Below are 24,299 nucleotides of genomic sequence, written 5' to 3'. Positions count from 1 at the left end.
TCGGCCCGCCGCACCCATGAGTCCAACACATGGTTTTCATCGCACCGATCGTGAGGCACGATTGATGGATGGAACTGCGTCAACTGCGATACGTCCTGGCCGTGGCAGAGACCCGGAACTTCACGCGCGCCGCCGAGCAGTGCTACGTGGTCCAGTCGGCGCTGAGCCACCAGATCAAGGCCCTGGAGGACGAGCTCGGGGTGCGCCTGTTCGCGCGTACCAGCAGAAGGGTCGAACTCACGGCGGCGGGCGAGGCGTTCCTGCCGGCCGCGCGGGCGAGCCTGGAGGCCGCCGAGCGCGCGGCCGCCGACGCCGCGGCCGCCGTCGGAGAGCTGCGGGGCCGGGTCGCGCTCGGGATCGTCCCGACGGTCACCGCCCTCGACATCCCCCGGGCGCTGCGCACCTTCCACCGGGCCCACCCGGCCGTCCGCGTCACCCTGCGCACGGCGGGCAGCGACGAGCTCATCTCCGCCGTGGAGGACGGCACGGTGGACCTCGCGGTCCTGGGTCTCCCGGAGAACTCCGCCCCCACCGGCATCCGTACGCTCGAACTGGCCAGAGCCCGGCTCGTCGCCGTCGTCTCCCCCGAGCACCACCTGTCCGGCCGACGCCGCCTGCGCCTGGCCGATCTGTCAGGGGAGACCTTCGCCGACTTCCCGGCCGGCACCCCCGGCCGCGCCCAGAGCGACCTCGCGTTCGAGGCGGCGGGCATCCAGCGGGACGTGACCTTCGAGTCGATGTCCCCCGCCCTGATCCTCGACCTCGTCGGACAGAACCTCGCGGTCGCCCTGCTGCCACCCGCGATCCTGTCCCCGGACGCCCCCACGGCAGCCATCCCCGTCACGGACGGCCCGACCCGGATCGAGTACCTGGCCTGGAGCGACTTCAACCCCGCCCCGGCCGCCACCGCACTGCTGTCGGTGCTGCGCGCCCCGGCCGCCTGACCCGCCGCCCGCGTACCACTGTGGTCAGGCCCCGGACGCGCGGACGGCTGGTACCTCGCCCCCGAGGTACCAGCCGCTCCCGACTGCTGCCGGCCCTCAGGCCGGCTGTTTCTTCAGTGACTTCAGGTGTGCGAAGACGACAACGTTGGCCGAGTAGCCGGATTTCTTGTTGAAGCGTCCGCCGCACGTCATGAGTCTCAGTTCCGGACGCTTGGTGGTTCCGTACACCTTGTCGTCCGGGAACTTGTCCTTCGTGTAGGTCTTCACCTCATCGACGGCGAACACCGCTGTCCGCCGGTCCGCCCGGGTGACCTTCACCGTGTCGCCCCGGTGCAGAGCGTTGAGGTTGAGGAAGATCGCCGGGCCTGTCTCGGTGTCGCGGTGACCGACGATCAGAGAGGTTCCCGCGTCTCCGGGTGACGGGCCGTTCCGGTACCAGCCCACCACCCTCGGCTTGTTCAGGGGCGGGGCACCGAGGTGCCCCTTGCCGTCGAGCCCGAGACCCATGACCGGGGCCTCGATGAAGATGCCGGGTACCGCGATCTTCACCGGTCGTGAGGGCGACAGGGGTGCGTGCGAGACCTGCCGCCCCGGCAGATCGCCGCCGCCTGCGGAGTCGCCCCCGTGAGCGGCGGCCGACGGGTCGTCGGACGAGTCCGAACTCGCCCAGACGATGCCGGTCAGCAGCGAGGAGACCACGCCCAGTGTCATCGTGAGACGGCACGCCCGGCTCGGCCCCCGTCGCCTTCGCCGTCGGCTGCGGGCCCTATGCCTCGTTGCGGGCACGGCGGCGTGCGGCTCGACGGGCCATGATCAGCCCCGCGGCTCCGGCCGTACCGGCAGCCAGCGCGGCGGTGCTCCCCATGTTCCAGTCGCTCTCGGAGCCGGCGTCCATCATGTCCGGCACGCCACCGCCGCCGGCGGGCACCCCACCGGACGGCTTGTCGTAGTTCGACTCGGAGGCGCCGACGGACGATTCACGGCTCTCCTCGTCCGCACGGCCGCCCTTGTTGCCGGGCTTGGAGCAGTCGACCCGGAAGCTCTTCTGCTTCGGGCCCGCCGGGACGATCCACACCAGCTGGTACGTGCCCTCCGGGAGCAGGTACTGCTGGCTGCGCGCCGAGCCGTTCACGAGCGGCAGCGTGCTCTGCAGGGTGTCGCCCGGGGGCACGGTCGGCGGCTGCGCGGTGATCGTCCAGGGAACGGCCGGGAGCGACTCGAAGTTGCTGGCCGAGAGGACGAACTTGCAGACCTCGACTCCGTCACCGCCGCGCGAGTTCCAGCCGACCGAGCGGACATCGAGGTCGCCGCTGTCGCCGGGGATGGCGTAGGCGGCGGACGCTCCAGCCAGCGTCGCTCCGGCGACGGCGACGACGGCGGCCACGGCGCCACCCGCACGGAGACTGCGGGAACGGACGGAAGCGGAAATGCGCATGCTGAACTCCTTCAAACCGGGATGATTGTCGTACTAGTCGGTTGATCGACTAAGAAATGGCATGGATCACCGAAGAAACCCGCCATAACACTCTGAAATATCTGATAAGTACCCTGAGTAGCCGATATCGGGGGCCTGGCGAGGGGGCCCGGTCTGCGCCGGCGCTCCGGAAGCGGGCGGCGAGGGAGTGGCGCGGAACCGCCCCTGCGCCGAAGCCGCGCCACGGGCGACCCCGCCCCGCCGGGAAGGCGAGCACCTGTACGAATCCGGTCGGCCCCGACGATCCCCCGCCACCTCCCGGTACCAGCCGGCTCCTCCCCTGCCGCTTCGGGTGAGCCACGGCCGGGCCAAGGACCTCGAAGGCAGCAAAAAGGCCCCCGCCGGAGCGGGGGCCTAGCTGTTCGTGCTGGTCAATCAGGGGAACCGGTTCTGCACCGTGGTGGGGCGGGTGGGACTCGAACCCAAACGAGTGACGCCTCTCACCTGCGACGATGCCGAAGGATCGGACATATACGCCCGCTTCCATCCGGCTACACCCTCCTCGATCCAGCTCGATCGGGAACGGTTAGGCGTTCGCCGCACGAGTCTCTCGCCGCCCATCACAACCGCCGCCGCTCCCGAGGAGCAAGGGAGCCCGGCATCGAGGACCGACGCATCACCCCTGAGCAGCGACGACCCCACGGGCCTCCAACCTCATCGCTCCCCGACGAACACCGCTACGTTCCGTAGCGGACGACTGCACGGCGGATCCTTCGAGTCGGGTCGGCAACTCGCAATGGTCCGAGCCTCGCTCATACGCCAGACCGACCGTCCGCCAGCGCGCCGAGGTACAACGGGAACATCCAGCCGACACAGGATCGACCAGTAAATAACGGAGCCAGGCGGCTGTCCCGTCGGGGCATGCTCGCAGGGGCGGGGTAAGGGAGTGGGAGAGGCGGACAACAAGGTTCAGTTGGCGCCCGGAAGGGGCCCGCTGCCTTCGGTCCAGTGGCAAAGGCCGGCTCCCATTCCGGTCCGCGTCGCACGGACCGGCAACAGCGAACCATGACGCTTCGCCGCGGCGGAAGCCGCGTGGGGCGGGCAGCGGGCCTCACCCGCGCACCCTCAGGCGCGGGCCGCCGCCGCGGTGACGATCCAGTTCCTGAACTCGACGGCGTAGTGCCGCAGATGGTGGTCCAGGACGTCCTGGGGACACGACGTGGGGAAGTAGACCGTCAGGTTCGCGGTGAAGCCGTCGGCGGTGTCGCCGAACTGGATCAGCGCCCGCCCAACGACTGTGCCGTCCTCCAGGAAGAGGTTGGAAGACATCTTCCTGGGATACTCCGACTCCGGGAGGAGTTCGTCCGCGTCCTCGGCCCAGGCCATCGCGGAGGTGCCCCAGCCACCCATGTAGAAGGAACAGACGTGGGGGCCGATGTTCTCCACCACGCGCGCTCCGATCTCATCGGTACCCATCGCGTAGTGCTCGGGGTGCGCCGCGAGAAGCGGGCGCTCGTCGCCGCCCGCGAACGCCCCGTCCATCCACTCAAGGAACTCGCCCGAGGTCAGGCCACGCGCCTGGAGCACGGTCGTACCGGCGTGGAACTCACCGCAGGAGGTGCGCGCAGCCTCCCGCAGGAAGGCATTGCCCTCCTCGATGTCCGCGGCCAGCAGATCAAGCAGGCCCTGGCGGCCCAGCAGGGTCCGGAAACGGTCCAGGGCGCGGCGCGCGTAGAACAGCTCGAAGTCATCGATGCTTCCGGAGCCGGCGGGTCCTGACGCAAGCGCCACGGTCACGGCCGCAGCTGTCTGGTTGTCGGTCATGGTCGAACCTCCATAGAATGTGAATGTGGCTTCACATTCACATTCTGAGAGTACGCGGGAAAATGCACCACTTGTCAAATGTTCTTGCCGAAACCGCCGCCGATACGATGCGGAACATGACCAACGAGCACGACCGCCCGGCCTCGTATCGGCAACCCCAGCAGGCGCGCAGCGCCGCGACGCTGGCTCGTGTGCTGCAGGCGGCCGAGGACATGGCGTCATCGGTCGGTCTGGATGAAATGACGATCACGGGGGTCGCGGAACGCGCGGGCGTCGCCGTCGGCACGATCTACCGCCGCTTCGAGGACAGAGAGCAGCTGATCAACGCGCTGACGGAGCGGATGCTGGACCGGCGCGAGGAGTATGTGGCCGAGCGGCTGCGCGCGGCGGATCCGTCACTGTCCGGCGTCATGGACGCCTACGCACACGCCCTGTTGCAGTCGTTCGCGGACAGCAGCAGCCTTTTCACCGAACTGCTGCGCGCCCGGGGGGCCAAGCCCTCGGACCGTGGAGCCCGCACCATCACCGAGATCCATCGCCTCCTGCTCGAAGCAGCAGCTCCCTACTCGGACCAGATCCGGCGCTCCGACCCGCAGGGGGCGCTGGACACCGCGGCACGCGCCATCCTGGGTGCCTGCTTCCACAACTCCGTACGCCCCGACCCGGCGACCGGCGACGCGGCCCAGCGACGCTACGCGAACGAACTCAGCGATATGGCGACGGCCTACCTCCTCACACCCGACCACCGGGAGGCCGCCGGCACCTGAACCGGCCGCGGCATCGGTGGCGGCCGCCCACAGCCGGCTGCACCATTTGAAGACGTCCCAAGGGCCCGCTCCGAAACCGATCAGCAAGGCGACGGTGAGCGGGTGCCCCCAAGTCCGGTGCGGCTCGGGCATGTGGTCGAAGATGGACGCGGTCAGGCGCGGGGTGAACAGGATTGCCGCCCACGACGAGATCTTCTTCACCTGCTCACCCTGGGCGAGACTCCCGTTCGACACACGCCGCATTGCCTCGTTCTGATCCATCGCCACCAGCGTGGAGTGCGCGTTCAGCGTGTTCTCAAGCAGAGACCCGGCCCGGATCGTGCGGTCGAGCACGTTGCGTAGCTGGTTCTGCACCTCGTCGTCGGTGCCATGCCGGTCGCCGGCGCGGAGCGGGCCTGCACCATCGCCCCGATCGCGATGCACGTCGATCACCTGGGTGAGCCCAGGTCGTCGGCAGGTCCTGTAAGGACAGGCGCGCGGTGCGGCGCCCTTCGACGTAGACACGGCCGTCGATCGCCATCATGGGCCCGTCCCCTCGTCGTCGGTGGGCAGCGTCGGGACCAGCACGCTCTGCACGGCGGGCCCGACGAGCTTGATCAACTGCTCACGCTCCGCCCCGGTGAGCACGGGGACGCCGACCACTCCTCGCCCCACCACGAGACCGACGAGCATCGACGACACGATTCCGGCACGGAGCATCGCGTCGCCGCCGTCGCGCGAGGTGGCAGGAGGAAATGCGCAACAGCCTCAGCCGCGGGTCGCGTCGAACTCCAGGAAGTCGTCGATGCCGAGCTTGCGCATCATCAACCCCACCGGCGCGGGCAGATCGGCGCGGGCCTCCGGGCCGCGCCGACGGGGCCGGCCGATGGTGTAGCGGCGCCCGCCACGACTGATCTGGCCGCCGCCTGCGGCCAGGATGTTCCTCGCCCAGTTCGCGTCCGGGGTGTAGGCAAGGCCGACGATGAACCCGGTCCGGGTCCGGAAAGCCTGCACGGGGGTGTCGAACGGCCTGCCGCTGCGCCGGCCGCGGTGATGCAGCACCGCCATCGGCGGGACGAACCGGGCCAGCGGCCGCAGCACAGGGTTGAGGTACTTCGGGAGGCCGGAGAAGCGGCTCAAGAAGGGCATGGTCTTCCTTGTCCGGTGGCCCGGCTTCAGGGGATGAGGAGGGTCTTGCCGGGCAGCGTGCCGCTGTCGGCCAGGGCGTGGACGGCAGGCAGCTCGGCCAGCGGGCGCCGCTCGGCGACGTCGAGGCGCAGCGTTCCCGCGGCGGCGCGGTGCAGCAGGTCGGCGAGCTGATCGGTGTCGTTGCGTACGGCCATGCGGACCACTCGCACGCCGCGGCCGGGCTCGGTGGCGGGCTCCGTTGTGGCGGTGACGAACAGTCCGCCGCCGGCGGTCAGCGCGGCCAGGGCGTCGGTGTCCTCAGGGCCCGTCGAGGCCAAGTGGACGACCAGATCGAACGGGCCCTTCGCGGCGTCGGCGACCGGGGTGAGGGTGTGGTCGATGACGTGGTCGGCGCCGTAGGCGTGCACGCGATCGGCGCTGCGCGGGCTCGCGGTGGCGTGGACCTCGGCGCCGGCCTGGTGCGCGAGCTGCACGGCGTAGCCGCCGACCGCGCCACCGGCCCCGTTGATCAGGACGCGCTGCCCGGCGGTGAGGCCGCCGTGCTCGAACAGCGCCTGCCAGGCGGTCAGGCCCGGACCTGGCAGCGCCGCCGCGTCGACCGGGTCGACGCCCTCGGGGACTGCCACCAGCGACTCGGCTGGAGCGAGGACGTACTGCGCGGACGCGCCGGGCAGGTGCAGCGGCAGGAACGCCGCCACCTGGTCGCCTTCCGCCCAGCCGGTCACGCCCTCACCGGTGCCAGCCACCGTGCCGGACACGTCCACGCCCGGGGTGTGCGGTAGCCGGAGCGGCAGCAGTTCCCTCAGGTACCCGGCGCGGATCGCGGCGTCGGCCGGGTTAAACGAGGTGGCGGTGACCTGGACCAGCACCTGGCCCGGACCGGCGACAGGTGTGGGCACCTCGTCGAGCGTGAGGACCGCGTGGTCGCCGTACTGCTGGTAGCGCACTGCCTTCATGGTGATCTCCGCTCCGGGGCCGCACAGGCGACCCGATTTAATGTTTCCAGTCAGAAACACTTCTGGAAGGTAACATGCTTCTAGATCGAAACAAAGAACCGGAGGGGCGATGGCACTCGACGAGCGCCGCACCGCGGCGTACTTCGCGCTGCTGGAGGCCAGCGGTCTGCTGCAGCAGCTCATGGAGGACCAGCTGCGGCGCGACGGCGAGCTGAGCTACCTGCAGTTCTTCCTGCTCGCACGCCTGGCCGAGGCACCCCAGGGCAGCATGCGGATGACCGACCTCGCTGACACCCTCCTCCACAGCCGCAGCGGCCTCAGCTACCAGGCGTCCAAGCTGGAGAGCGCCGGACTGCTGCGCCGCGAGCCCTCTCCCGACGACGAGCGGTCGGTCACAGCCGTCATCACCGACCAGGGACGCGCCAAGCTGGCCGACGTCCTCCCCGGCCACGTCGCCCTCGTCCAGGAGGGCATGTTCGACGCGCTCGACGACCGCCAGGCCGACACACTGGCCGACGCCCTCGACTCAGTCCGCAACCGCCTGCGCGCCCTGGCCCCGTCCTCCGCCGAACGCCGCCGGAACCGAAGCTGAGCACCTTCGCACCCCCTGCCACCCCGCAACCCCCTGGCAGCACGACAACCCGGCCGAGCGGAGCCGTAGCGCCCGTTCGGCGCAGCGTCCAGCGTCTCGGCCAGCTCGAACAGCGGCCCGAACCTGGCGGCCTGGTCGGCGAGACCGGTGAGCTCGGGCAGCTCGGCCAGCGCGGCCCGGATATCGCAGGCCCTGATGTGCGGGAAGGATTTCGCGATCCGGTCCACCTCAGCAGGGGCGATACCCAGGGCGAGTCCGGTGTCACGCAGTGCGTGGCGGGCGCGGTAGGTCTCGGGCATGCCCGTCACCGCGACGCGCTCCAGGCCGAACCGGTCGATGATCCGGTCGTAGACCTCCAGCCGGCGGGCGGACTCCACATCGATGTCGATGTCGGGCAGCGAGGTGCGCCGCTCCGACAGGAACCGCTCGAAAAGCAGCCGGTGGTCGAGGGGGTTCGCGGTGGCGATGTGCAGGGTCTCCCGCACATCGGCGACGACCTGGGCGACCGTGAGGAAACAGGTGTCGTATCCGAGGCGCCCGATCACCTCCAGCTCCCCGTCCAGGCGCTGCGTCGCCGGGGCGTCATGGGCGAGGCCACGGCGGGCCATCCCGGCCTCGCACCGCTCGCGCAGCAGCCGGCCCGCATCCCCAACCTGAGTGGTCGCACCGACCGTGTGCGGTTCGGGAAAACGCGGCCGGCCCAGCCCCAGATCGGCCACCGGGTCAAGGACACACTCATCGCCGGTGCGCACGGTGGCCTCGATGAGCCGGGCAGCCCGCCCGGGTCCGGCGCCGGCGGACCGTGCGACCTGCAGAACCTCCAGGCGCAACGCACCCCCGAACGGCTCCCGCCACGGAGCGAGCGGCTGGCGGGCGGTGTCGGGACGCGCCGCGGACAGGGCGCGCACCGGCTCGCTCGCCGGGCCGAGCAGCACCCTCAGGCCGGGCCCGGCCAGGCGGTGGAGCGCTTCACCGTGGCGACCGGTGTAGGCGCTGGAGACCAGGCGGCACAGCCGCGCCCACCCGGCCTGGTCCTGAGCCAGGGTCGTGACCCGCAGGGGCGCTTCCACGACGTGGGCGCGGGCCGGGGCCCGGCCACGTACCGGCGCGGGGATGACCAAGGGGTCGACGGCGACATCGACGCCGAGGACCGGGCTGATCCCGGCCTTCACGAAGCGCACGGCCCCGGTGACGGTGTCGCGGTCCGTCAGCGCGAGCGTGCCCATCCCCTGCTCGGCGGCCGCGCGGACCAGGTCCCCTCTCCTGGCTCCTCGAAATCGCCGAACGCGCCAGCCACCACGACCCCGCGCCCGACGACCTCGGCGTCCCCATCGCCGCCATCGCGCCGAACTCCTGGAACAGCCCGTCTACGGCGGAGCCTTCGCCCGCGCAGCCGCCCTCGGCCACACCCTCGGCCGACTGCGCCGGCTCGAACACTCGAACCTCACCGTCGCCTGCACCGTCGCCGTGATGTACCTCGAAGCCAGCAACATCCCCGTCACACCCACCCCCGAACAACTCACCACCCTCGCCCGCGAACCGCACGACCCCCACTGCACAGCCGCCCGCATCGCAGAACAACTACGCACCTGGCGCCCATGAACCGGCTGACGAAGTCCGGTACACGGGAACCAGTGACATTTTGACGTCCTACGGAAAGCCGACGGTCCGGCCTGTTCCAGTGGACAACCGGTACAGGGACGAGTCAGAGCACATGACTGACGCCTACGACGTCGGTGTCGGTATCGGTGCAGGGAAGCGCCGGCACGCGTATCAGCAGTACGTGGGAGGACAGCTGAGGGACTGCCCGCTGCCGCCATCGTCACTGGAGGAGCGGTCATAGCCTCCGACGTCGGTCCAGGACGGCCAGCCCATCCAACCTAACCCAAGCGGGCGGGCCCCGGAGGCAGTTCGAATGCCTCCGGGGCCCGCCCGCAACACAACACCGGGACCACACCGATCGGTGAACGAACGCCCGGACCATAGGCACCGGTACAACGGAGAGGGGCAGGCCATGACGCTGGCCGAACGGAAGCAATCCATGCCTTCCACGCCCGCGGTCATGGAAGCGGCCTGAGCCCCCACAGGAAGACCCCGCCGAGCAGGAGGATCAGGCACACAGCGAGGTTGGTCCGCCGGTAGAGGACAAACAGTGCGATGAACTCACGGATCGTCGCGCTGGGCCAGAAGTACGCAGCGGTCGGTGCGCCCACGACATGACCCCGTACCCCCGCTCGACGGGCCGCCACAGCAGCGCGGAAGGCGTGGTAGTTGCTGGTGACGATCACGCACCGGTAGCGCGGACACGCCTTCTCCATGATCGTCGCGCTGAATCGAAGGTTCTCATCGGTGCTCGTCGACCGATCCTCGCGCTCGATCGCGGCTGCCGGGAATCCGCGCTGGACAAGGTAATCAGCCATGGCATGCGACTCAGGAACCTCCTCGTCGGGACCCTGCCCGCCGGAGACGATAAGGAGGGGCTTTCGACCCCGTGCCGCGATCCGCTCATACACCTTGCGGCCCCGGTCGAGCCGGTTCGTCAGCAGGGGCGGCGGCGTCACCCCGCCGACCAAGCCCGATCCGAGGACCACCACATAGTCGGCATTGCGGGGGACGTACAGCCGTCCGTAGACGAACGCGTACCCGAGATAACAGAGGAACAGGAAGCCGATGTAGCCGGCCAGGGCGGCAGCGGTCGCCGCCACAGCCAGCAGGGTGCGCTCCCGCGTGACCGCCGCGGTGACCACAAGAGCCAGCACACACACCAGCGCTGTCCCGGAAAACAGAGACAGCAGATTTCCCGGGCTCGCCCCCTCCTTGCGCACCATGACCACGCCGTTGGACAGCAGGAAACAGGCGAGCGTGACGATGCCCAGCGCCAGCAGAGCCGCCAGCCCGACTGCGACGTCCGTCGCGAGGTCGGGATAGTCACGGGAGAGCTCGACCAGCCACGCCGCAAGAGCGAGGACGAGCACAAGCCCGAGCAGAACACCGTTGCCGATTCGGCGGCGGTCCCCCAGCACCCTGACGCAGAACAGGAGGAAGAGCAGTGCCGCCGGGGCGTAAATCAGCATGTCCCACAGGATATGCAGCGTGAGGAGCCGGCAATGTGCGGGCGGGGCGGGGGCCTGATTGGCAGGCCCCCCCTACGCCCGTAGGGACCATTCTCAGGACTATGGGGACCATCCCCCGAGGGCGCGGGGAGCAGGGCCCAGTCGTGCTCACCTTCTACCGCCGCGCGTGGTGCCCGTACTGCAACCTCGCGCTGCGCGCGCTCCAAGATCACCACACCGGCATCACGGCCCGCGATGCCCAGTTGGTCCCCGTGTCCCCCAAATCCCGGACGAGGCACTCTCCCTGACCGAGAAGCACGAGCTGGACTTCACCGTCCTCAGCGACACCGGCTCAACCACCGCCCAGGCATACGGGCTCACCTTCGACCTGAACGACGACCTCGCCGCCGTCCACGACAAGCTCGGCTTCGACCTCCAGCACGTCAACGGCGGCCACGCGCGGACCCTGCCGCTCCCCGCCACATACGTCATCGACCGAGACGGCATCATCCGCTGGGCCTTCGCCGACACCGACTACACCCGGCGCGCCGAGCCGGCAGACAGCATCGCGGCGCTCGATGCCTTGCGGTGATCTCGACCTCAGCGGCCTCCGTGCCACGCGGCACGAATAAGGGGCGGCGAGGGACTCGTCGGAGAATCCCCGCAGGCGTGGTGCTCGAGGAAGTCGTCTGACCGCCTCGCCCCAACAAGGCCCTCCCGACGCTCAGGCATCGCCCACCCAAGAGTCACCAGCCGGCCCCACGACACAGCAGTCAGCGGCCCACCCCCGAGAGCCCACCCTCCGAAAGCCTCTGAGAGACAGAACTCCCCGGTACGGCGTGGGATCACTCCTCGACGCCCCCACAGAGGACCTCACTACAAAAGACCAGGTCACAGCTCGCGTAAGCTCATCTGCGAAACACAAGGAATCGCGTTCACCGCACCTCCGTGAGGCAAACGCCGCACGCAAAACGACCCACAAAAAACGCGTTTCCCCAGGTCAGAACGATTCTTCCCGAGGTTGCTCGGTGGGGCGGGTGGGACTCGAACCCACGGCCGACGGATTATGAGTCCGCTGCTCTAACCGGCTGAGCTACCGCCCCTTTTCGGCGTGGCGCGTACATGTGTACGCGCCGTCTGCCGCAGCATAGCCGGTCATACGATCTCTCGCTCCGGGTGCCCGGGTACTCGTGACCATGAAGACCGCGCTGCTCCCTGCCCGGTTCCGGGTGACGTGAAGTTGACGCGAAAGAGTCACGCCCGCCTCACACGCACCACGGATGCGGGCACACGAAAAAGGACCCCGCAGGGCCCTCTTCCGTTCCGCTCCCCCGACTGGACTCGAACCAGTAACCCTCCGGTTAACAGCCGAATGCTCTGCCAATTGAGCTACAGGGGATCGCGCTCCCCCGACTGGACTCGAACCAGTAACCTGCCGGTTAACAGCCGGCTGCTCTGCCAATTGAGCTACAGGGGATTGCTGCGTTGCCTCGGACGACACCTGCCTGGCGGATGCCGGGCGGCGGACGTTCGCTGCGACACATACATTAGCGCAAGCAGGGGGGTGCTTTGCCAATCGGTATCGGCCGGGGTGATCTCCGGTGCCTGCGGGTAGGCGAGCAGCACATGTCGCGCGGAGTGAAGGAAGGGTGGCAGCCATGCGGTACCGGCTCACGTTCATCGCCGGAGTGGCCCTCGGTTACGTGCTCGGCACTCGTGCCGGGCGGGAGCGTTACGAGCAGCTGAAGAAGTCCGCACGCCAGGTCGCCCAGAACCCGGCTGTGCGCAACACCTGCGAGTCGGCGGCCCAGAGCGGCCGCGAGTTCGCCGGGAAGGCGGCCCACGCGGTGGGCGAGAAGGTCGGCGACAAGGTGCCGGCGTCGGTAGCGGACCGGGTGCGGTCGCTGCGCGGGCGCGGGGCGAACGGCGAGGACGACTGGGGTACGACCAACACCTGAGGCCCGGACCTCCACGTATCTGCCGCACCGCCGTGCAGGAATGCTCCGGCGGTGCGGCAGAATCTGTGTATGGGCATAGTCGCCGGCTTGGACAGTTCATCCGCCTTCACGCACATCGTGGTCTGCGATACGGACACGGGTGCCGTACTGCGCCAGGGGTACGCCGCACACCCCGTGGAGGCGAAGGCCACGGAGGTCGATCCGCAGGCGTGGCTGCTCTCACTCGGTGAGGCGGCCACCGGCGGGCTGCTCGAAGGTGTGCAGGCCATCGGCGTGTCCGCGCAGCAGCACGGGCTGGTGCCGCTGGACCGCCAGGGCAATCTCGTACGGCCCGCGCTGCTCGGCAACGACAAGCGCGCGCAGGTCGCCGCGGCCGATCTGGTCGACGGGCTGGGCGGGCGGCAGGCCTGGGCCGAGGCGGTCGGGGCGGTGCCGCAGGCGGCGCAGCCGGTCTCGAAGCTGCGCTGGCTGGCGCGGACCGAGCCGGAGATGGCGCAGCGGGTCGCCGCCGTGCTCCAGCCGCACGACTGGCTGGTGTGGCAGCTGCTGGGCCGTCCGGCACGGCGGACCACCGACCGGGGTGCCGCCTCCGGGACGGGTTACTGGTCGGCGGGCAGCGAGTCCTACCGGCCGGATCTGGTGGAGCTGGCGCTGGGCCGGCAGGCGGCGCTGCCCGAGGTGCTCGGGCCGTGCGAGGCGGCCGGGACGACGCCGGAGGGCCTGCTGATCTCGGCGGGTACCGGCGAGACGATGGCGGCGGCGTTCGGCCTCGGGGTCGGGGTCGGGGACGCGGTGGTGTCGCTCGGGGCCTCGGGCTCGGTGATGGCGGTGCACCACGAGGCGCTGGCCGATCCGACCGGGATGATCACCTCGTTCGCGGATGCCACCGGGATGCACCTGCCGGTGGTGCACACCTCCAACGCGGTACGCGCGCTGCGCGGGACCGCCGACATGCTGGGCCTGGACGGGCTGGAGGAGCTGTCGGCGCTGGCGCTGAAGTCGACGCCCGGTGCCTCGGGGCTCGTGCTGCTGCCGTACCTGGAGGGTGAGCGGACTCCGCAGCTGCCGCACACCGCGGGGACGCTGAGCGGGCTGCGGCGCGAGTCGATGAAGCCGGAGCACCTCGCGCGCGCCGCGTTCGAGGGGATGCTCTGCTCGCTGGCCGACGCGCTGAACGTGCTGCGCGGCCGGGGGGTCGAGGTGCGGCGGGTGTTCCTGCTGGGCGCCGCTGCCGAGCTGCCGGCCGTGCAGGCGCTCGCGCCGATGCTGCTCGGGACGCAGGTGGTGGTGCCGGAGCCGGCGCAGTACGCGGCGCTGGGTGCGGCCCGGCAGGCGGCCTGGGCGCTCGGGGTCTCGCAGGGGGCGCTCGATCCGCGCACTCCCCCGGTCTGGCAGGACGCCGCAGCCCAGGTGCTGGATCCCGGCGAGGAGCTGGCGGTCGGCCAGGCGGTGCGTCAGCAGTACGTGGCGACGCGGGACCAGATCCACCCGGGGGCGTTCGACGCAGCGCAGTGAGGCGCCCGCCTCCGGTGACCCGCCCGGATCACCGGAGGACGGCCGGCGGCAAAATTATGGACCGGGTCTGTTTTTTGACCTGGACTTGAATAAAAACGTTCGCGGTCCCGGTGCGCGGTGCCTGAAAATGGGTCGACTCCCGCCCTACGCCGACTCCGAGAGACACGCGTGCTCATAAAACTCCTGCGGGCCTATCTCGGTCCGTACAAGAAGCCGATCGCGCTGCTGGTGGTATTCCAGCTGCTGCAGACCTCCGCCGCCCTCTATCTGCCCACCCTGAACGCCGACATCATTGACAACGGTGTCGTCAAGGGCGACACGGGCTACATCCTCCAGTACGGCGGCGCCATGATCGTCGTCAGCATCGCCCAGGTGGTCTGCAACATCGGGGCCGTTTACATCGGTGCCCGTACCGCGTCCGCGCTCGGGCGCGATGTCCGGGCGTCGGTCTTCGACCGGGTGCAGTCGTTCTCCGCGCGTGAGCTCGGCCGGTTCGGTGCTCCTTCGCTCATCACCCGTACGACCAATGACGTCCAGCAGATCCAGATGCTGGTCCTGATGACGTTCACGCTGATGGTCTCGGCACCGATCATGTGCGTCGGCGGCATCATCATGGCGCTCGGCCAGGACGTGCCGCTGTCCGCGGTGCTCCTCGCGGTGGTGCCGGTCCTCGGGATCTCGGTGAGCCTGATCGTGAAGCGGATGCGTCCGCTGTTCCGGACGATGCAGGAGCGGCTCGACACGGTGAACCGGGTGCTGCGCGAGCAGATCACCGGCAACCGGGTCATCCGCGCCTTCGTCCGTGACGGCTACGAGGAGAAGCGTTTCCGGGGCGCCAACACCGAGCTGACCGATGTGGCGCTGTCCACGGGCCGGCTGATGGCACTGATGTTCCCGACCGTGATGACGGTCGTGAACGTGTCGTCGATCGCCGTCGTCTGGTTCGGTGCGCACCGGATCGACAGCGGCGGGATGCAGATCGGGGCGCTGACCGCGTTCCTCTCCTACCTGATGCAGATCGTCATGTCGGTGATGATGGCCACCTTCATGTTCATGATGGTGCCGCGCGCCGAGGTGTGCGCCGAGCGCATCCAGGAGGTCCTGGAGACCGAGTCCAGCGTGGTGCCGCCGGCCGAGCCGGTGACCGAGCTGCGCGCCCACGGGCACCTGGAGATCCGGGGCGCCGACTTCCGCTACCCCGGCGCCGAGGCGTCGGTGCTGCGGTCGGTGGACCTGGTGGCCCGGCCGGGCGAGACGACCGCGATCATCGGGTCGACGGGCAGCGGCAAGTCGACACTGCTCGGACTCGTACCCCGGCTGTTCGACGTGACGGACGGCCAGGTGCTGGTCGACGGGACGGACGTACGGACGCTGGCCCCGGCGCTGCTGGCGAAGACGGTGAGCCTGGTCCCGCAGAAGCCGTACCTGTTCTCCGGGACGGTCGCGACCAATCTGCGGTACGGGAACCCGGACGCGAGCGACGAGGAGCTGTGGCACGCGCTGGAGGTCGCCCAGGCCAAGGAGTTCGTCGAGGGTCTGGAACACGGGCTGGACGCGCCGATCGCGCAGGGCGGCACCAATGTCTCCGGCGGGCAGCGGCAGCGCCTCTCGATCGCGCGGACGCTGGTCCAGCAGCCGGAGATCTACCTCTTCGACGACTCGTTCTCCGCGCTGGACTACGCCACGGACGCCGCGCTGCGCGCGGCACTGCTGCGGGAGACCGCCGCAGCGACCGTGGTGATCGTGGCGCAGCGGGTGTCCACCATCCGCGACGCCGACCGGATCCTGGTGATGGACGAGGGCCGGGTCGTCGGCGCCGGCAGCCATCACGAGCTGATGGACGGCAATGAAACATACCGGGAGATCGTGCTCTCCCAGCTGACGGAAGCGGAGGCCGCGTAATGGCCGGGCCTGGCGGACGCATGATGGCGGGCGGGGCGCCGACCGAGCGGTCCATGGACTTCAAGGGCTCCACGAAGCGGCTGCTCAAGCGCTTCGCCGCGGAGCGGACCACGCTGTACGTGATGCTGGTGGCCGGTGCGCTGAGCGTGGCGCTCTCGGTGGTCGGCCCGAAGATCCTCGGCAAGGCCACCGACCTGGTGTTCGCCGGGGTCGTCGGCCGGCAGATGCCGGAGGGGACGACCAAGGAGCAGGCCCTCGCGAACCTGCACAGGAGCAACAGCGGCCTGGCCGACATGCTCTCGAAGGTGGACTTCACCCCGGGCAAGGGCATGGACTTCGACGCGATCGGGCATGTGCTGCTGGCCGCGCTGATCACGTACGTCGGTGCCGGGCTGCTGATGCTGGTGTCGACGCGGCTGTCGATCCGGGTGATCAACCGGGTCGTGTTCCAGATGCGCGAGGACATCCAGACGAAGCTGTCGCGGCTGCCGCTGTCGTACTTCGACCGGGCCAAGCGCGGCGAGGTGCTCAGCCGGGCGACGAACGACATCGACAACATCTCGCAGACGATGCAGCAGACCATGGGCCAGCTCATCAACTCGGTGCTGACCATCATCGGCGTACTGATCATGATGTTCTGGATCTCACCGCTGCTGGCGCTCGTCGCACTGGTGACGGTGCCGCTGTCGGTGGTCGTGGCGACGAAGGTGGGCAAGCGCTCGCAGCCGCAGTTCGTCCAGCAGTGGAAGGTGACGGGCAAGCTCAACGCCCACATCGAGGAGATGTACACCGGGCACACCCTGGTGAAGGTCTTCGGCCGCCAGGAGGAGTCCGCGCGGGACTTCGCCGAGCAGAACGACGCGCTGTACGAGGCCGGGTTCAAGGCCCAGTTCAACAGCGGGATCATGCAGCCGCTGATGATGTTCGTGTCGAACCTGAACTACGTGCTGATCGCCGTGATCGGCGGGCTGCGGGTCGCCTCCGGCGCACTGTCGATCGGTGACGTGCAGGCCTTCATCCAGTACTCCCGGCAGTTCTCCATGCCGCTGACCCAGGTCGCCTCGATGGCGAACCTGGTGCAGTCCGGAGTCGCGTCGGCCGAGCGGATCTTCGAGCTCCTCGACGCCGAGGAGCAGGACGCCGACCCGGCGAAGGGCGAGGGCGCTCACCCGGAGGAGCTGCGCGGCAGCGTCTCGCTGGAGAACGTGTCGTTCCGCTACGACCCGGAGAAGCCGCTCATCGAGAACCTGTCACTGAGTGTCGAGCCGGGCCACACGGTCGCGATCGTCGGACCGACCGGTGCGGGCAAGACCACGCTGGTCAACCTGCTGATGCGGTTCTACGAGGTGACGGGAGGCCGGATCGCCCTGGACGGGGTGGACGTGGCGACGATGTCGCGCGACGACCTGCGGTCGGGGATCGGCATGGTCCTCCAGGACACCTGGCTGTTCGGCGGGACCATCGCGGAGAACATCGCGTACGGCGCGTCGGGCGAGGCCGGCCGGGAGGCGATCGAGGAGGCGGCGCGGGCGGCTCACGCCGACCGCTTCATCCGCACCCTGCCGGACGGCTACGACACGGTGATCGACGACGAGGGCACCGGCGTCAGCGCGGGTGAGAAGCAGCTGATCACCATCGCGCGGGCGTTCCTGTCCGACCCGGTGATACTGGTGCTGGACGAGGCGACCAGCTCGGTCGACACCCGTACCGAGGTGCTGATCCAGAAGGCGATGGCGCAGCTCGCGCACGGCCGTACGAGCTTCGTGATCGCGCACCGGCTCTCCACCATCCGCGACGCCGACGTCATCCTGGTGATGGAGAACGGCTCGATCGTCGAGCAGGGTACGCACGACGAGCTGCTGGAGGCGGACGGCGCGTACGCGCGGCTGTACGCGGCCCAGTTCGCGCAGGCGGTCGCCGAGGTCGACTGACCCCGGACTGTCCCGCCCGGGGCCGGCCGGCCCCGGGCCGTCCGCTCCGCGGCTGCCCCGGCCCGTGCGCTTCGCGTGCGTCAGTCGAGGTAGCCGCGGAGCTGGTCGGCGAAGGCGTGGTCCCGGAGCTTGTTGAGGGTCTTGGACTCGATCTGGCGGATCCGTTCGCGGGTCACGCCGAAGATCCGGCCGATCTCCTCGAGCGTGCGGGGCCGCCCGTCGGCCAGCCCGTACCGCAGCTGGACCACCTTCCGCTCGCGCTCGTTGAGCGTGGAGAGCACCACCTCCAGGTGCTCGCGCAGCAGCAGGAACGCGGCGGACTCCACCGGGGACGCGGCGTCGCCGTCCTCGATCAGGTCGCCGAGCGAGACGTCGTCCTCCTCCCCGACCGGGGCGTGCAGGGAGACGGGTTCCTGGGCCAGGCGCAGCACCTCGCCCACCCGCTCCGGGGTCAGGTCGAGCTGGGCGGCGACCTCCTCGGGCGTCGGTTCGTAGCCGCGTTCCTGGAGCATCCGGCGCTGGACCCGGATGACACGGTTGATCAGTTCGACGACATGGACCGGGACCCTTATGGTGCGTGCCTGGTCGGCCAGCGCGCGGGACATGGCCTGCCGGATCCACCAGGTCGCGTACGTCGAGAACTTGTAACCCCGGGCGTAGTCGAATTTCTCGACGGCCCGGATGAGGCCGAGGTTTCCCTCCTGGACCAGGTCGAGCATGGTCAGCCCTCGGCCGACATAGCGTTTGGCCACGGAGACGACGAGGCGGAGGTTGGCCTCGATGAGGCGGCGTTTGGCCATCCGCCCCATGACGACGAGGCGGTCCAGGTCGACGGCGAGGCGGGTGTCGGGGTCCGGGGTGCGGGCGAGGCGCTCCTCCGCGAACAGCCCGGCCTCGACGCTGCGGGCGAGCTCCACCTCGTCGGCGGCGGTGAGCAGCGGGACGCGGCCGATCTCCCGCAGGTACTGCCGGAACAGGTCGGACGACGGCCCGCCGGTGTCCGGCCGGCCACGCGGCGCCGACGGCTCGGGCAGCTCCGCCGACTCCTCCATGACCGCCTCGGGTGACTCGGACGGCTCGGGCAGCCCGGAGGGCTCGGGCGGTTCGGGCGGCGGGTCCGCCTCGGCCTCCGGATGATGTAGGGCCCGGTGCTGCGCGGGGATCGCCGAGACATGCTCGGTCTTGCTCACGGTCCGGGTCTGCACGGGGGCGACCTCCAGGTGATCGCTGCCGGACCGCGGGGATGGAGGACCACCGGTCGGTGGGCCGGCCGCGCTCCGATGACTCAGGCACCGCCACCCAGTGTGGGGCACGACACACAGCTGCCACGAGGGGCGTGCGGGGACTTTCTGAGTCCGTCCCGTCACCGAGCGGATACGCGGGGCGTTCGCGACGCGCCCACGGCGTGCTCAGAGCGCGTCGGCTCCGCTGTTGCGCAGGGACTGGGCGTACTGCTGGAGGACCCAGACCTCGTTCTGCGCGGCGGCCAGGTGGTCCGGGGCGACATTGCTGCCGAGCCGGGCGAGGCTGCCCTGGACGTCGTCGATCCGGCGGTCGACGGCCCGCAGCCGGACCTTGACCAGGTGCTCGCCCGCGTAGGCCTCGTCGATGGACTTGCCGTGGAAGACCTCGACCGCCAGCTCGGTGACCAGCTTGCGCACCGTTTCGTTGGGGGTCGCGTCGAGCACCTGGACGAGGTACTCGCGGGTCTCGGGGACGCCCAGCTCCGCGCCGCCCGCCTCCGCGATGCACTGGCGGACGGCGGCGTACGGCGGGGCGGTGAACTCGTCCACCCCGTAGGCGTCGAAGGCCGGCGAGACCAGGGCGGGCTTCTGCAGGGCGAGCTTGAGCAGCTCGCGCTCGGTGCGGTGGGCCGGGCTGCGGAGGTTGAGCGCGGGGCCGGAGGGGCCCGAGGGGCCGGTGGGCGGCTGGGTCTGCTGGTGCTGCGCGCCGGCCCGGGAGGAGGAGCGGGCGGGTCCGCGCTGGTCGCCCCGGCCCCGGGCCCACTGGGCGAGCTGGTTGACCCGGTGCACGACGTACTCCTGGTCCAGGATGCCGACGAAGCCGGCCAGCTGGACGGCGACCTCGCGCTGCACGCTGCCCGTCTTGATCTTGGCGACGACGGGGGCGGCCTCGTCGAGCGCGGCGGCGCGGCCGGCCGGGGTCTCCAGGTCGTAGCGGCCGACGATCTGGCGGAGCGCGAACTCGAAGAGCGGGGTGCGGGGTTCGACCAGGTCGCGGACGGCCTCGTCGCCCTTGGCGAGGCGCAGATCGCAGGGGTCCATGTTGTCGGGGGCGATCGCGATGTAGGTCTCGGCGGCGAACTTCTGGTCGTCCTCGAAGGCGCGCAGGGCGGCCTTCTGCCCGGCCGCGTCACCGTCGAAGGTGAAGATCACCCGGGCGCTGCCGTTGTCCATCAGGAGGCGGCGCAGGATCTTGATGTGGTCGCCGCCGAAGGCGGTGCCGCAGGTGGCGATGGCGGTGGTGACCCCGGCGAGGTGGCAGGCCATCACGTCGGTGTAGCCCTCGACGACGACGGCCCGGCTCGCCTTCGCGATGTCCTTCTTGGCCAGGTCGATGCCGTACAGCACCTGGGACTTCTTGTAGATCGCGGTCTCGGGGGTGTTGAGGTACTTCGGGCCGTTGTCGTCGTCGCGCAGCTTGCGGGCGCCGAAGCCGACGATGTCGCCCGCGGTGTCGCTGATCGGCCACATCAGCCGGCCTCGGAAGCGGTCGATGGGGCCGCGCCTGCCGTCCTGGGAGATGCCGGAGGCGATCAGTTCCTTGTCGCTGAAGCCCTTGCCGCGCAGGTAGCGGGTGAGGTGGTCCCAGCCGGCCGGGCTGTAGCCGACACCGAAGTGGGCGGCGGCGGCCTGGTCGAAGCCGCGCTCGGCGAGGAACTTGCGGCCGATCTCGGCCTCGGGGCCGTCCAGCTGCTCGACGTAGAACTGGGCGGCCGCCTTGTGGGCCTCGACCAGCCTGATCCGCTCACCGCGCTGGTGGGAGGGGTTGTACCCGCCCTCCTCGTACCGCAGGGTGATGCCCGCCTTGGCCGCGAGCCGCTCGACCACCTCGGAGAACTGGAGGTGATCGATCTTCATCACGAAGGCGATCGTGTCGCCGCCCTCCTGGCAGCCGAAGCAGTGGAAGAGACCCTTGCTCGGGCTGACCTGGAAGGAGGGGGACTTCTCGTCGTGGAAGGGGCACAGGCCCTTGAGGTTTCCGCCGCCGGCGTTGCGCAGCTGGAGGTACTCGGAAACGACGGCGTCGATCGGGACCGCGTCCCGGACCGCCTTCACGTCGTCGTCATTGATCCTGCCTGCCACGGGTGAAGTCTACGGGTGGGATACGACAACCCTCGGCCGGGCGGGCGCGCGGGGTCGCCGGGCGCCCCTTTCCGGAGCACCCGCGCCCCGGCCGGGGGCCCCGCTCAGATCAGGGAGTCCAGCGGCACGGACGGATCCGCCAGGGCGTCCGGATCGACCGGCTGACCGGCCTTGATGAGTTCCTGCACGGTGTCGGTGACGTCCCACACGTTCACGTTCATCCCGGCGAGCACCTTGCCGTCCTTCAGCCAGAACGCGATGAACTCGCGCTTGCCCGCATCGCCCCGGATCACCACCTGGTCGTAGCTGCCGGGCGGTGCCCAGCCCGAGTACTCCAGGCCCAGGTCGTACTGGTCGGAGAAGAAGTACGGCACCCGGTCGTAGGAGACCTCCTGGCCGAGCATGGCGCGGGCCGCCGCCGGTCCGCCGTTCAGCGCGTTGGCCCAGTGCTCCACCCGCAGCCGGGTGCCGAGCACCGGATGCGCGACGTTGGCGACGTCACCGGCTGCGTAGATGTGCGGGTCGCTGGTGCGCAGCGAGGCGTCCACGGCGATGCCGCCGCCCTGGGCGCGGGGGGCGATGTCGAGGCCGGCCGCCTCGGCGAGGGCGGAGCGCGGGGCGGCCCCGATCGCGGCGAGGACGTCGTGGGCGGGGTGCTCCTCGCCGTCGTCGGTGCGGACCGCGAGGACCATGCCGTCCTGGCCGACGATCTCGGTGAGGCTGCCGCCGAAGTGGAAGCGGACGCCGTGGTCGCTGTGCAGGTCGGTGAAGATCTGGCCGAGCTCGGGGCCGATGACCCGGTGCAGCGGGGTCGCCTCCGGTTCGACGACGGTGACCTCGGCGCCGTATCCGCGGGCCGCGGCCGCGACCTCCAGGCCGATCCAGCCGGCCCCGGCGATCACCAGGTGGCCGTTGTCGCGGCCGAGCGCGGCCAGCACGTTGCGCAGCCGGTCGGAGTGGGCGAGGCGGCGCAGGTGGTGGACGCCGGCCAGGCCGGTGCCCGGGATGTCGAGGCGGCGCGGTTCGGCGCCGGTGGCCAGGAGCAGCTTGTCGTAGTGGATGACGGTGCCGTCACCGAGCTCCACGGAGCGGGCGTCACGGTTCAGTACGGTGACGGGCTGGCCGAGGTGGAGCTCGATGTCGGCCCCCGCGTACCAGGCCGTCTCGTGGACGAAGACGCTGTCGCGTTCCTCCTTGCCGGCCAGGTACCCCTTGGACAGGGGCGGGCGTTCGTAAGGATGGTCGCGCTCATCACCGATCAGGATGACCCGGCCGCTGAATCCCGCCGAGCGGAGCGTCTCCGCCGCCTTCGCTCCGGCCAGTCCTCCGCCGACAATGACGAACGTCCGATGTGCGTCGACCACTTGATGCCTCCTCGGTGCTTGCTGCGCGGCGCCAACTGCGAGCGTCCCGCACGCAGCGTGATGGCGAAAGAGGGTGTGACCCGATCAGGTCACGCCCAGTGGTCGTGGGCCGGTCCGCGGACCGGTGCCGCGCCACGGGGAAAGGGTGGCGGGCACGCGGTGGGACCACGCGGTACGTCCACCCCAGCACACCATCTGTCGCATCGTCGGCGGCGCAGCCGCGCGGGAGGGGTGCGGTGCGGGGTCATCGGCCGGGCGCGGTGAGCGAGTGGTGCAGGGTACGGGCGGAAGCGTCGGTCAGGGCGGCGATCTGGTCGACCAGGACGCGCTTGCGGGACCGGTCGTCGGGCGCGGCCTCGTACAGCGCCCGCAGCTGCGGCTCCAGCCCCTCGGGCGCACGGGCGGTCAGGGCCGCGGCCAGTTCCGCGATGACGATGCGCTGGCCGGCCCGGATCGCCTCCTGCTCGGCGCGCTGCATGACGTAGCGGTCGGCGACCGCCTTGAGCACCGCGCATTCGTTGCGGGCCTCACGGGGCACGACGAGCTCGGCGCCGTACCTGCCGAGCCGGCCGGTGCCGTACGCCTTGCGGGTGCCGGTCTCGGCGGCGAGGCAGAAGCGGCCGATCAGCTGGCTCGTGGCGTCCTTCAGCCGGGCCTGGGCGACGGCCGAACCGTCGTAGCCGTGCGGCCACCAGTCCTGGCCCATGAGCCGGTCCAGGGCGTCGGACAGCTCCTGCGGGTCGGTGTCCGCCGGGACGTACCGTCCGATGGCGACCTGCCAGATCTCCTGCCGCTCCGGCTCGGCGTCCAGGCAGTTGGGGTCGATGTGCCCGGCGTGCAGGCCGTCCTCGAAGTCGTGGACGGAGTACGCCACGTCGTCGGACCAGTCCATCACCTGGGCCTCGAAGCACTTGCGGTCCTGCGGCGCGCCCTTGCGGAACCAGTCGAAGACCGGCACGTCGTCCTCGTAGACCCCGAATTTCGGTGAGCCGGGGTCGGTCGGGTGCGCGCCCCGGGGCCAGGGGTACTTGGTGGCGGCGTCGAGGGCGGCGCGGGTCAGGTTGAGCCCGACGCTGACCAGCTCGCCGGTACGGGGATCGGGTACGAACCGCTTCGGTTCGAGCCGGGTCAGCAGGCGCAGCGACTGGGCGTTCCCCTCGAATCCGCCGCAGTCGGAGGCGAAGTCGTTGAGCGCCTGCTCGCCGTTGTGGCCGAAGGGCGGGTGGCCCATATCGTGGGAGAGGCAGGCCGTCTCGACCAGGTCCGGGTCGCAGCCGAGTGCGGCGCCGAGCTCGCGGCCCACCTGGGCGCACTCCAGGGAGTGGGTGAGCCGGGTGCGGGGGCTGGCGTCCCAGGCGTAGCTGCGGGTGCCGGGGGTGACCACCTGGGTCTTCCCGGCGAGCCTGCGCAGCGCGGCGGAGTGGAGCACCCGGGCGCGGTCGCGCTGGAAGGCGGTGCGGCCGGGCCTCTTGTCCGCCTCGGTGTCCCAGCGCTCGGCGTCGGCGGCGCCGTAGGGTGCGGCGCCCTCAGGTGCCGGGTCCGATCCTGGCGAGTGGTCCGTGCCGTGCCGGTGGTGCGTGCCGTGCGTGCCGTCCATGGGGTCGACATTAATCGGCCGCGCCGAC

Annotated in this window: 18 protein-coding genes, 3 tRNA genes and 3 pseudogenes; 9 read left to right on the top strand and 15 right to left on the bottom strand. The window is 70.3% G+C overall.

Annotation, left to right across the window (positions count from 1 at the left end; genetic code table 11):
* Positions 1-68: 68 nt before the first annotated feature.
* Positions 69-944: a LysR family transcriptional regulator gene (locus EDD93_RS18135; RefSeq protein ID WP_123526123.1), complete on the top strand. Its 876-nt coding sequence runs from the start codon at positions 69-71 to the stop codon at positions 942-944.
* 96 nt (positions 945-1,040) lie between these two features.
* Here the strand turns inward: EDD93_RS18135 and EDD93_RS18130 are convergent, their stop codons facing one another.
* The 3 genes from EDD93_RS18130 to EDD93_RS18120 all read right to left on the bottom strand — a co-directional run bounded on the left by EDD93_RS18130 (position 1,041) and on the right by EDD93_RS18120 (position 4,182).
* Positions 1,041-1,655, bottom strand: a complete 615-nt coding sequence (locus EDD93_RS18130) for a class F sortase (RefSeq protein ID WP_123526122.1) — start codon at positions 1,653-1,655, stop codon at positions 1,041-1,043.
* A 55-nt stretch (positions 1,656-1,710) separates the two neighbouring features.
* Positions 1,711-2,379 (bottom strand): hypothetical protein, encoded by a 669-nt coding sequence (locus tag EDD93_RS18125; RefSeq protein WP_123526121.1) that lies wholly within the window; start codon positions 2,377-2,379, stop codon positions 1,711-1,713.
* 1,104 nt (positions 2,380-3,483) lie between these two features.
* Positions 3,484-4,182 (bottom strand): hypothetical protein, encoded by a 699-nt coding sequence (locus EDD93_RS18120; protein WP_123526120.1) that lies wholly within the window; start codon positions 4,180-4,182, stop codon positions 3,484-3,486.
* Between the two features lie 116 nt (positions 4,183-4,298).
* Between EDD93_RS18120 and EDD93_RS18115 the strand changes: the two genes are divergently transcribed.
* Positions 4,299-4,949 carry a TetR/AcrR family transcriptional regulator gene (locus EDD93_RS18115; protein WP_260255767.1) on the top strand — a complete coding sequence of 217 codons (651 nt, stop codon included), beginning with the start codon at positions 4,299-4,301 and terminating at the stop codon, positions 4,947-4,949.
* 519 nt (positions 4,950-5,468) lie between these two features.
* Here EDD93_RS18115 and EDD93_RS39415 read toward each other — a convergent pair.
* The 3 genes and pseudogenes from EDD93_RS39415 to EDD93_RS18100 form a co-directional block, all read right to left on the bottom strand.
* Positions 5,469-5,651: pseudogene (locus EDD93_RS39415) on the bottom strand (hypothetical protein); the annotation flags it as partial.
* 45 nt (positions 5,652-5,696) lie between these two features.
* A complete protein-coding gene (locus tag EDD93_RS18105; RefSeq protein WP_123526117.1) occupies positions 5,697-6,077 on the bottom strand; it encodes a nitroreductase family deazaflavin-dependent oxidoreductase in 381 nt (126 codons plus the stop codon).
* 26 nt (positions 6,078-6,103) lie between these two features.
* Positions 6,104-7,033, bottom strand: coding sequence for an NADP-dependent oxidoreductase (locus tag EDD93_RS18100; RefSeq protein WP_123526116.1), 930 nt, complete (start codon positions 7,031-7,033; stop codon positions 6,104-6,106).
* Positions 7,034-7,142: 109 nt separating this feature from the next.
* Here EDD93_RS18100 and EDD93_RS18095 point away from each other — a divergent pair, with 109 nt between their 5' ends.
* Positions 7,143-7,625 (top strand): MarR family winged helix-turn-helix transcriptional regulator, encoded by a 483-nt coding sequence (locus EDD93_RS18095; RefSeq protein WP_123526115.1) that lies wholly within the window; start codon positions 7,143-7,145, stop codon positions 7,623-7,625.
* Between the two features lie 71 nt (positions 7,626-7,696).
* Here EDD93_RS18095 and EDD93_RS18090 read toward each other — a convergent pair.
* Positions 7,697-8,905 (bottom strand): annotated as a pseudogene (locus tag EDD93_RS18090) (PHP domain-containing protein); the annotation flags it as partial.
* Positions 8,906-9,095: 190 nt separating this feature from the next.
* On the opposite strand from EDD93_RS18090, the gene EDD93_RS40695 reads away from it, so the two are divergent.
* On the top strand, positions 9,096-9,227 hold the full coding sequence (locus tag EDD93_RS40695) for a hypothetical protein (RefSeq protein WP_311318338.1): 132 nt from the start codon (positions 9,096-9,098) through the stop codon (positions 9,225-9,227).
* Positions 9,228-9,685: 458 nt separating this feature from the next.
* Here EDD93_RS40695 and EDD93_RS18080 read toward each other — a convergent pair whose 3' ends face one another.
* A complete protein-coding gene (locus tag EDD93_RS18080; RefSeq protein ID WP_123526114.1) occupies positions 9,686-10,699 on the bottom strand; it encodes a YdcF family protein in 1,014 nt (337 codons plus the stop codon).
* 131 nt (positions 10,700-10,830) lie between these two features.
* On the opposite strand from EDD93_RS18080, the pseudogene EDD93_RS18075 reads away from it, so the two are divergent.
* Positions 10,831-11,270: pseudogene (locus EDD93_RS18075) on the top strand (peroxiredoxin-like family protein); the annotation flags it as partial.
* 437 nt (positions 11,271-11,707) lie between these two features.
* On the opposite strand, the gene EDD93_RS18070 reads toward EDD93_RS18075, so the two are convergent.
* From EDD93_RS18070 to EDD93_RS18060, 3 genes are all read right to left on the bottom strand, one after another.
* Positions 11,708-11,781, bottom strand: a tRNA-Ile gene (locus EDD93_RS18070).
* Positions 11,782-12,004: 223 nt separating this feature from the next.
* Positions 12,005-12,077: transfer RNA gene (locus tag EDD93_RS18065), tRNA-Asn, on the bottom strand.
* A 5-nt stretch (positions 12,078-12,082) separates the two neighbouring features.
* Positions 12,083-12,155 (bottom strand) — tRNA-Asn (locus EDD93_RS18060).
* A 181-nt stretch (positions 12,156-12,336) separates the two neighbouring features.
* Here EDD93_RS18060 and EDD93_RS18055 point away from each other — a divergent pair.
* The 4 genes from EDD93_RS18055 to EDD93_RS18040 all read left to right on the top strand — a co-directional run bounded on the left by EDD93_RS18055 (position 12,337) and on the right by EDD93_RS18040 (position 17,984).
* Complete coding sequence (locus EDD93_RS18055) at positions 12,337-12,636, top strand: YtxH domain-containing protein (protein ID WP_123526113.1); 300 nt, start codon at positions 12,337-12,339, stop codon at positions 12,634-12,636.
* Between the two features lie 69 nt (positions 12,637-12,705).
* A complete protein-coding gene (locus EDD93_RS18050; protein WP_123526112.1) occupies positions 12,706-14,151 on the top strand; it encodes an FGGY family carbohydrate kinase in 1,446 nt (481 codons plus the stop codon).
* Positions 14,152-14,319: 168 nt separating this feature from the next.
* Positions 14,320-16,053 carry an ABC transporter ATP-binding protein gene (locus EDD93_RS18045; RefSeq protein WP_123526111.1) on the top strand — a complete coding sequence of 578 codons (1,734 nt, stop codon included), beginning with the start codon at positions 14,320-14,322 and terminating at the stop codon, positions 16,051-16,053.
* Positions 16,053-17,984: an ABC transporter ATP-binding protein gene (locus tag EDD93_RS18040; RefSeq protein ID WP_123526110.1), complete on the top strand. Its 1,932-nt coding sequence runs from the start codon at positions 16,053-16,055 to the stop codon at positions 17,982-17,984. Before EDD93_RS18045 ends, EDD93_RS18040 begins: the two co-directional genes overlap by 1 nt.
* An 80-nt stretch (positions 17,985-18,064) precedes the next feature.
* Here EDD93_RS18040 and EDD93_RS18035 read toward each other — a convergent pair whose 3' ends face one another.
* From EDD93_RS18035 to EDD93_RS18020, 4 genes are all read right to left on the bottom strand, one after another.
* Positions 18,065-19,189, bottom strand: a complete 1,125-nt coding sequence (locus EDD93_RS18035) for an RNA polymerase sigma factor (RefSeq protein ID WP_123526109.1) — start codon at positions 19,187-19,189, stop codon at positions 18,065-18,067.
* 204 nt (positions 19,190-19,393) lie between these two features.
* On the bottom strand, positions 19,394-21,310 hold the full coding sequence (dnaG, locus tag EDD93_RS18030) for a DNA primase (RefSeq protein WP_123526108.1): 1,917 nt from the start codon (positions 21,308-21,310) through the stop codon (positions 19,394-19,396).
* Between the two features lie 104 nt (positions 21,311-21,414).
* Positions 21,415-22,674, bottom strand: a complete 1,260-nt coding sequence (locus EDD93_RS18025) for an NAD(P)/FAD-dependent oxidoreductase (RefSeq protein ID WP_123526107.1) — start codon at positions 22,672-22,674, stop codon at positions 21,415-21,417.
* Between the two features lie 244 nt (positions 22,675-22,918).
* Entirely contained in the window at positions 22,919-24,271 is a 1,353-nt protein-coding gene (locus EDD93_RS18020; RefSeq protein WP_123526106.1) for a deoxyguanosinetriphosphate triphosphohydrolase, read from the bottom strand.
* Between the last annotated feature and the right edge of the window lie 28 nt (positions 24,272-24,299).

Source organism: Streptomyces sp. 840.1 (genome assembly GCF_003751445.1).
GTDB lineage: Bacteria > Actinomycetota > Actinomycetes > Streptomycetales > Streptomycetaceae > Streptomyces.
Note: the sequence above shows the minus strand (reverse complement) of the source record. Positions and strands in the feature narration are given on the sequence as shown.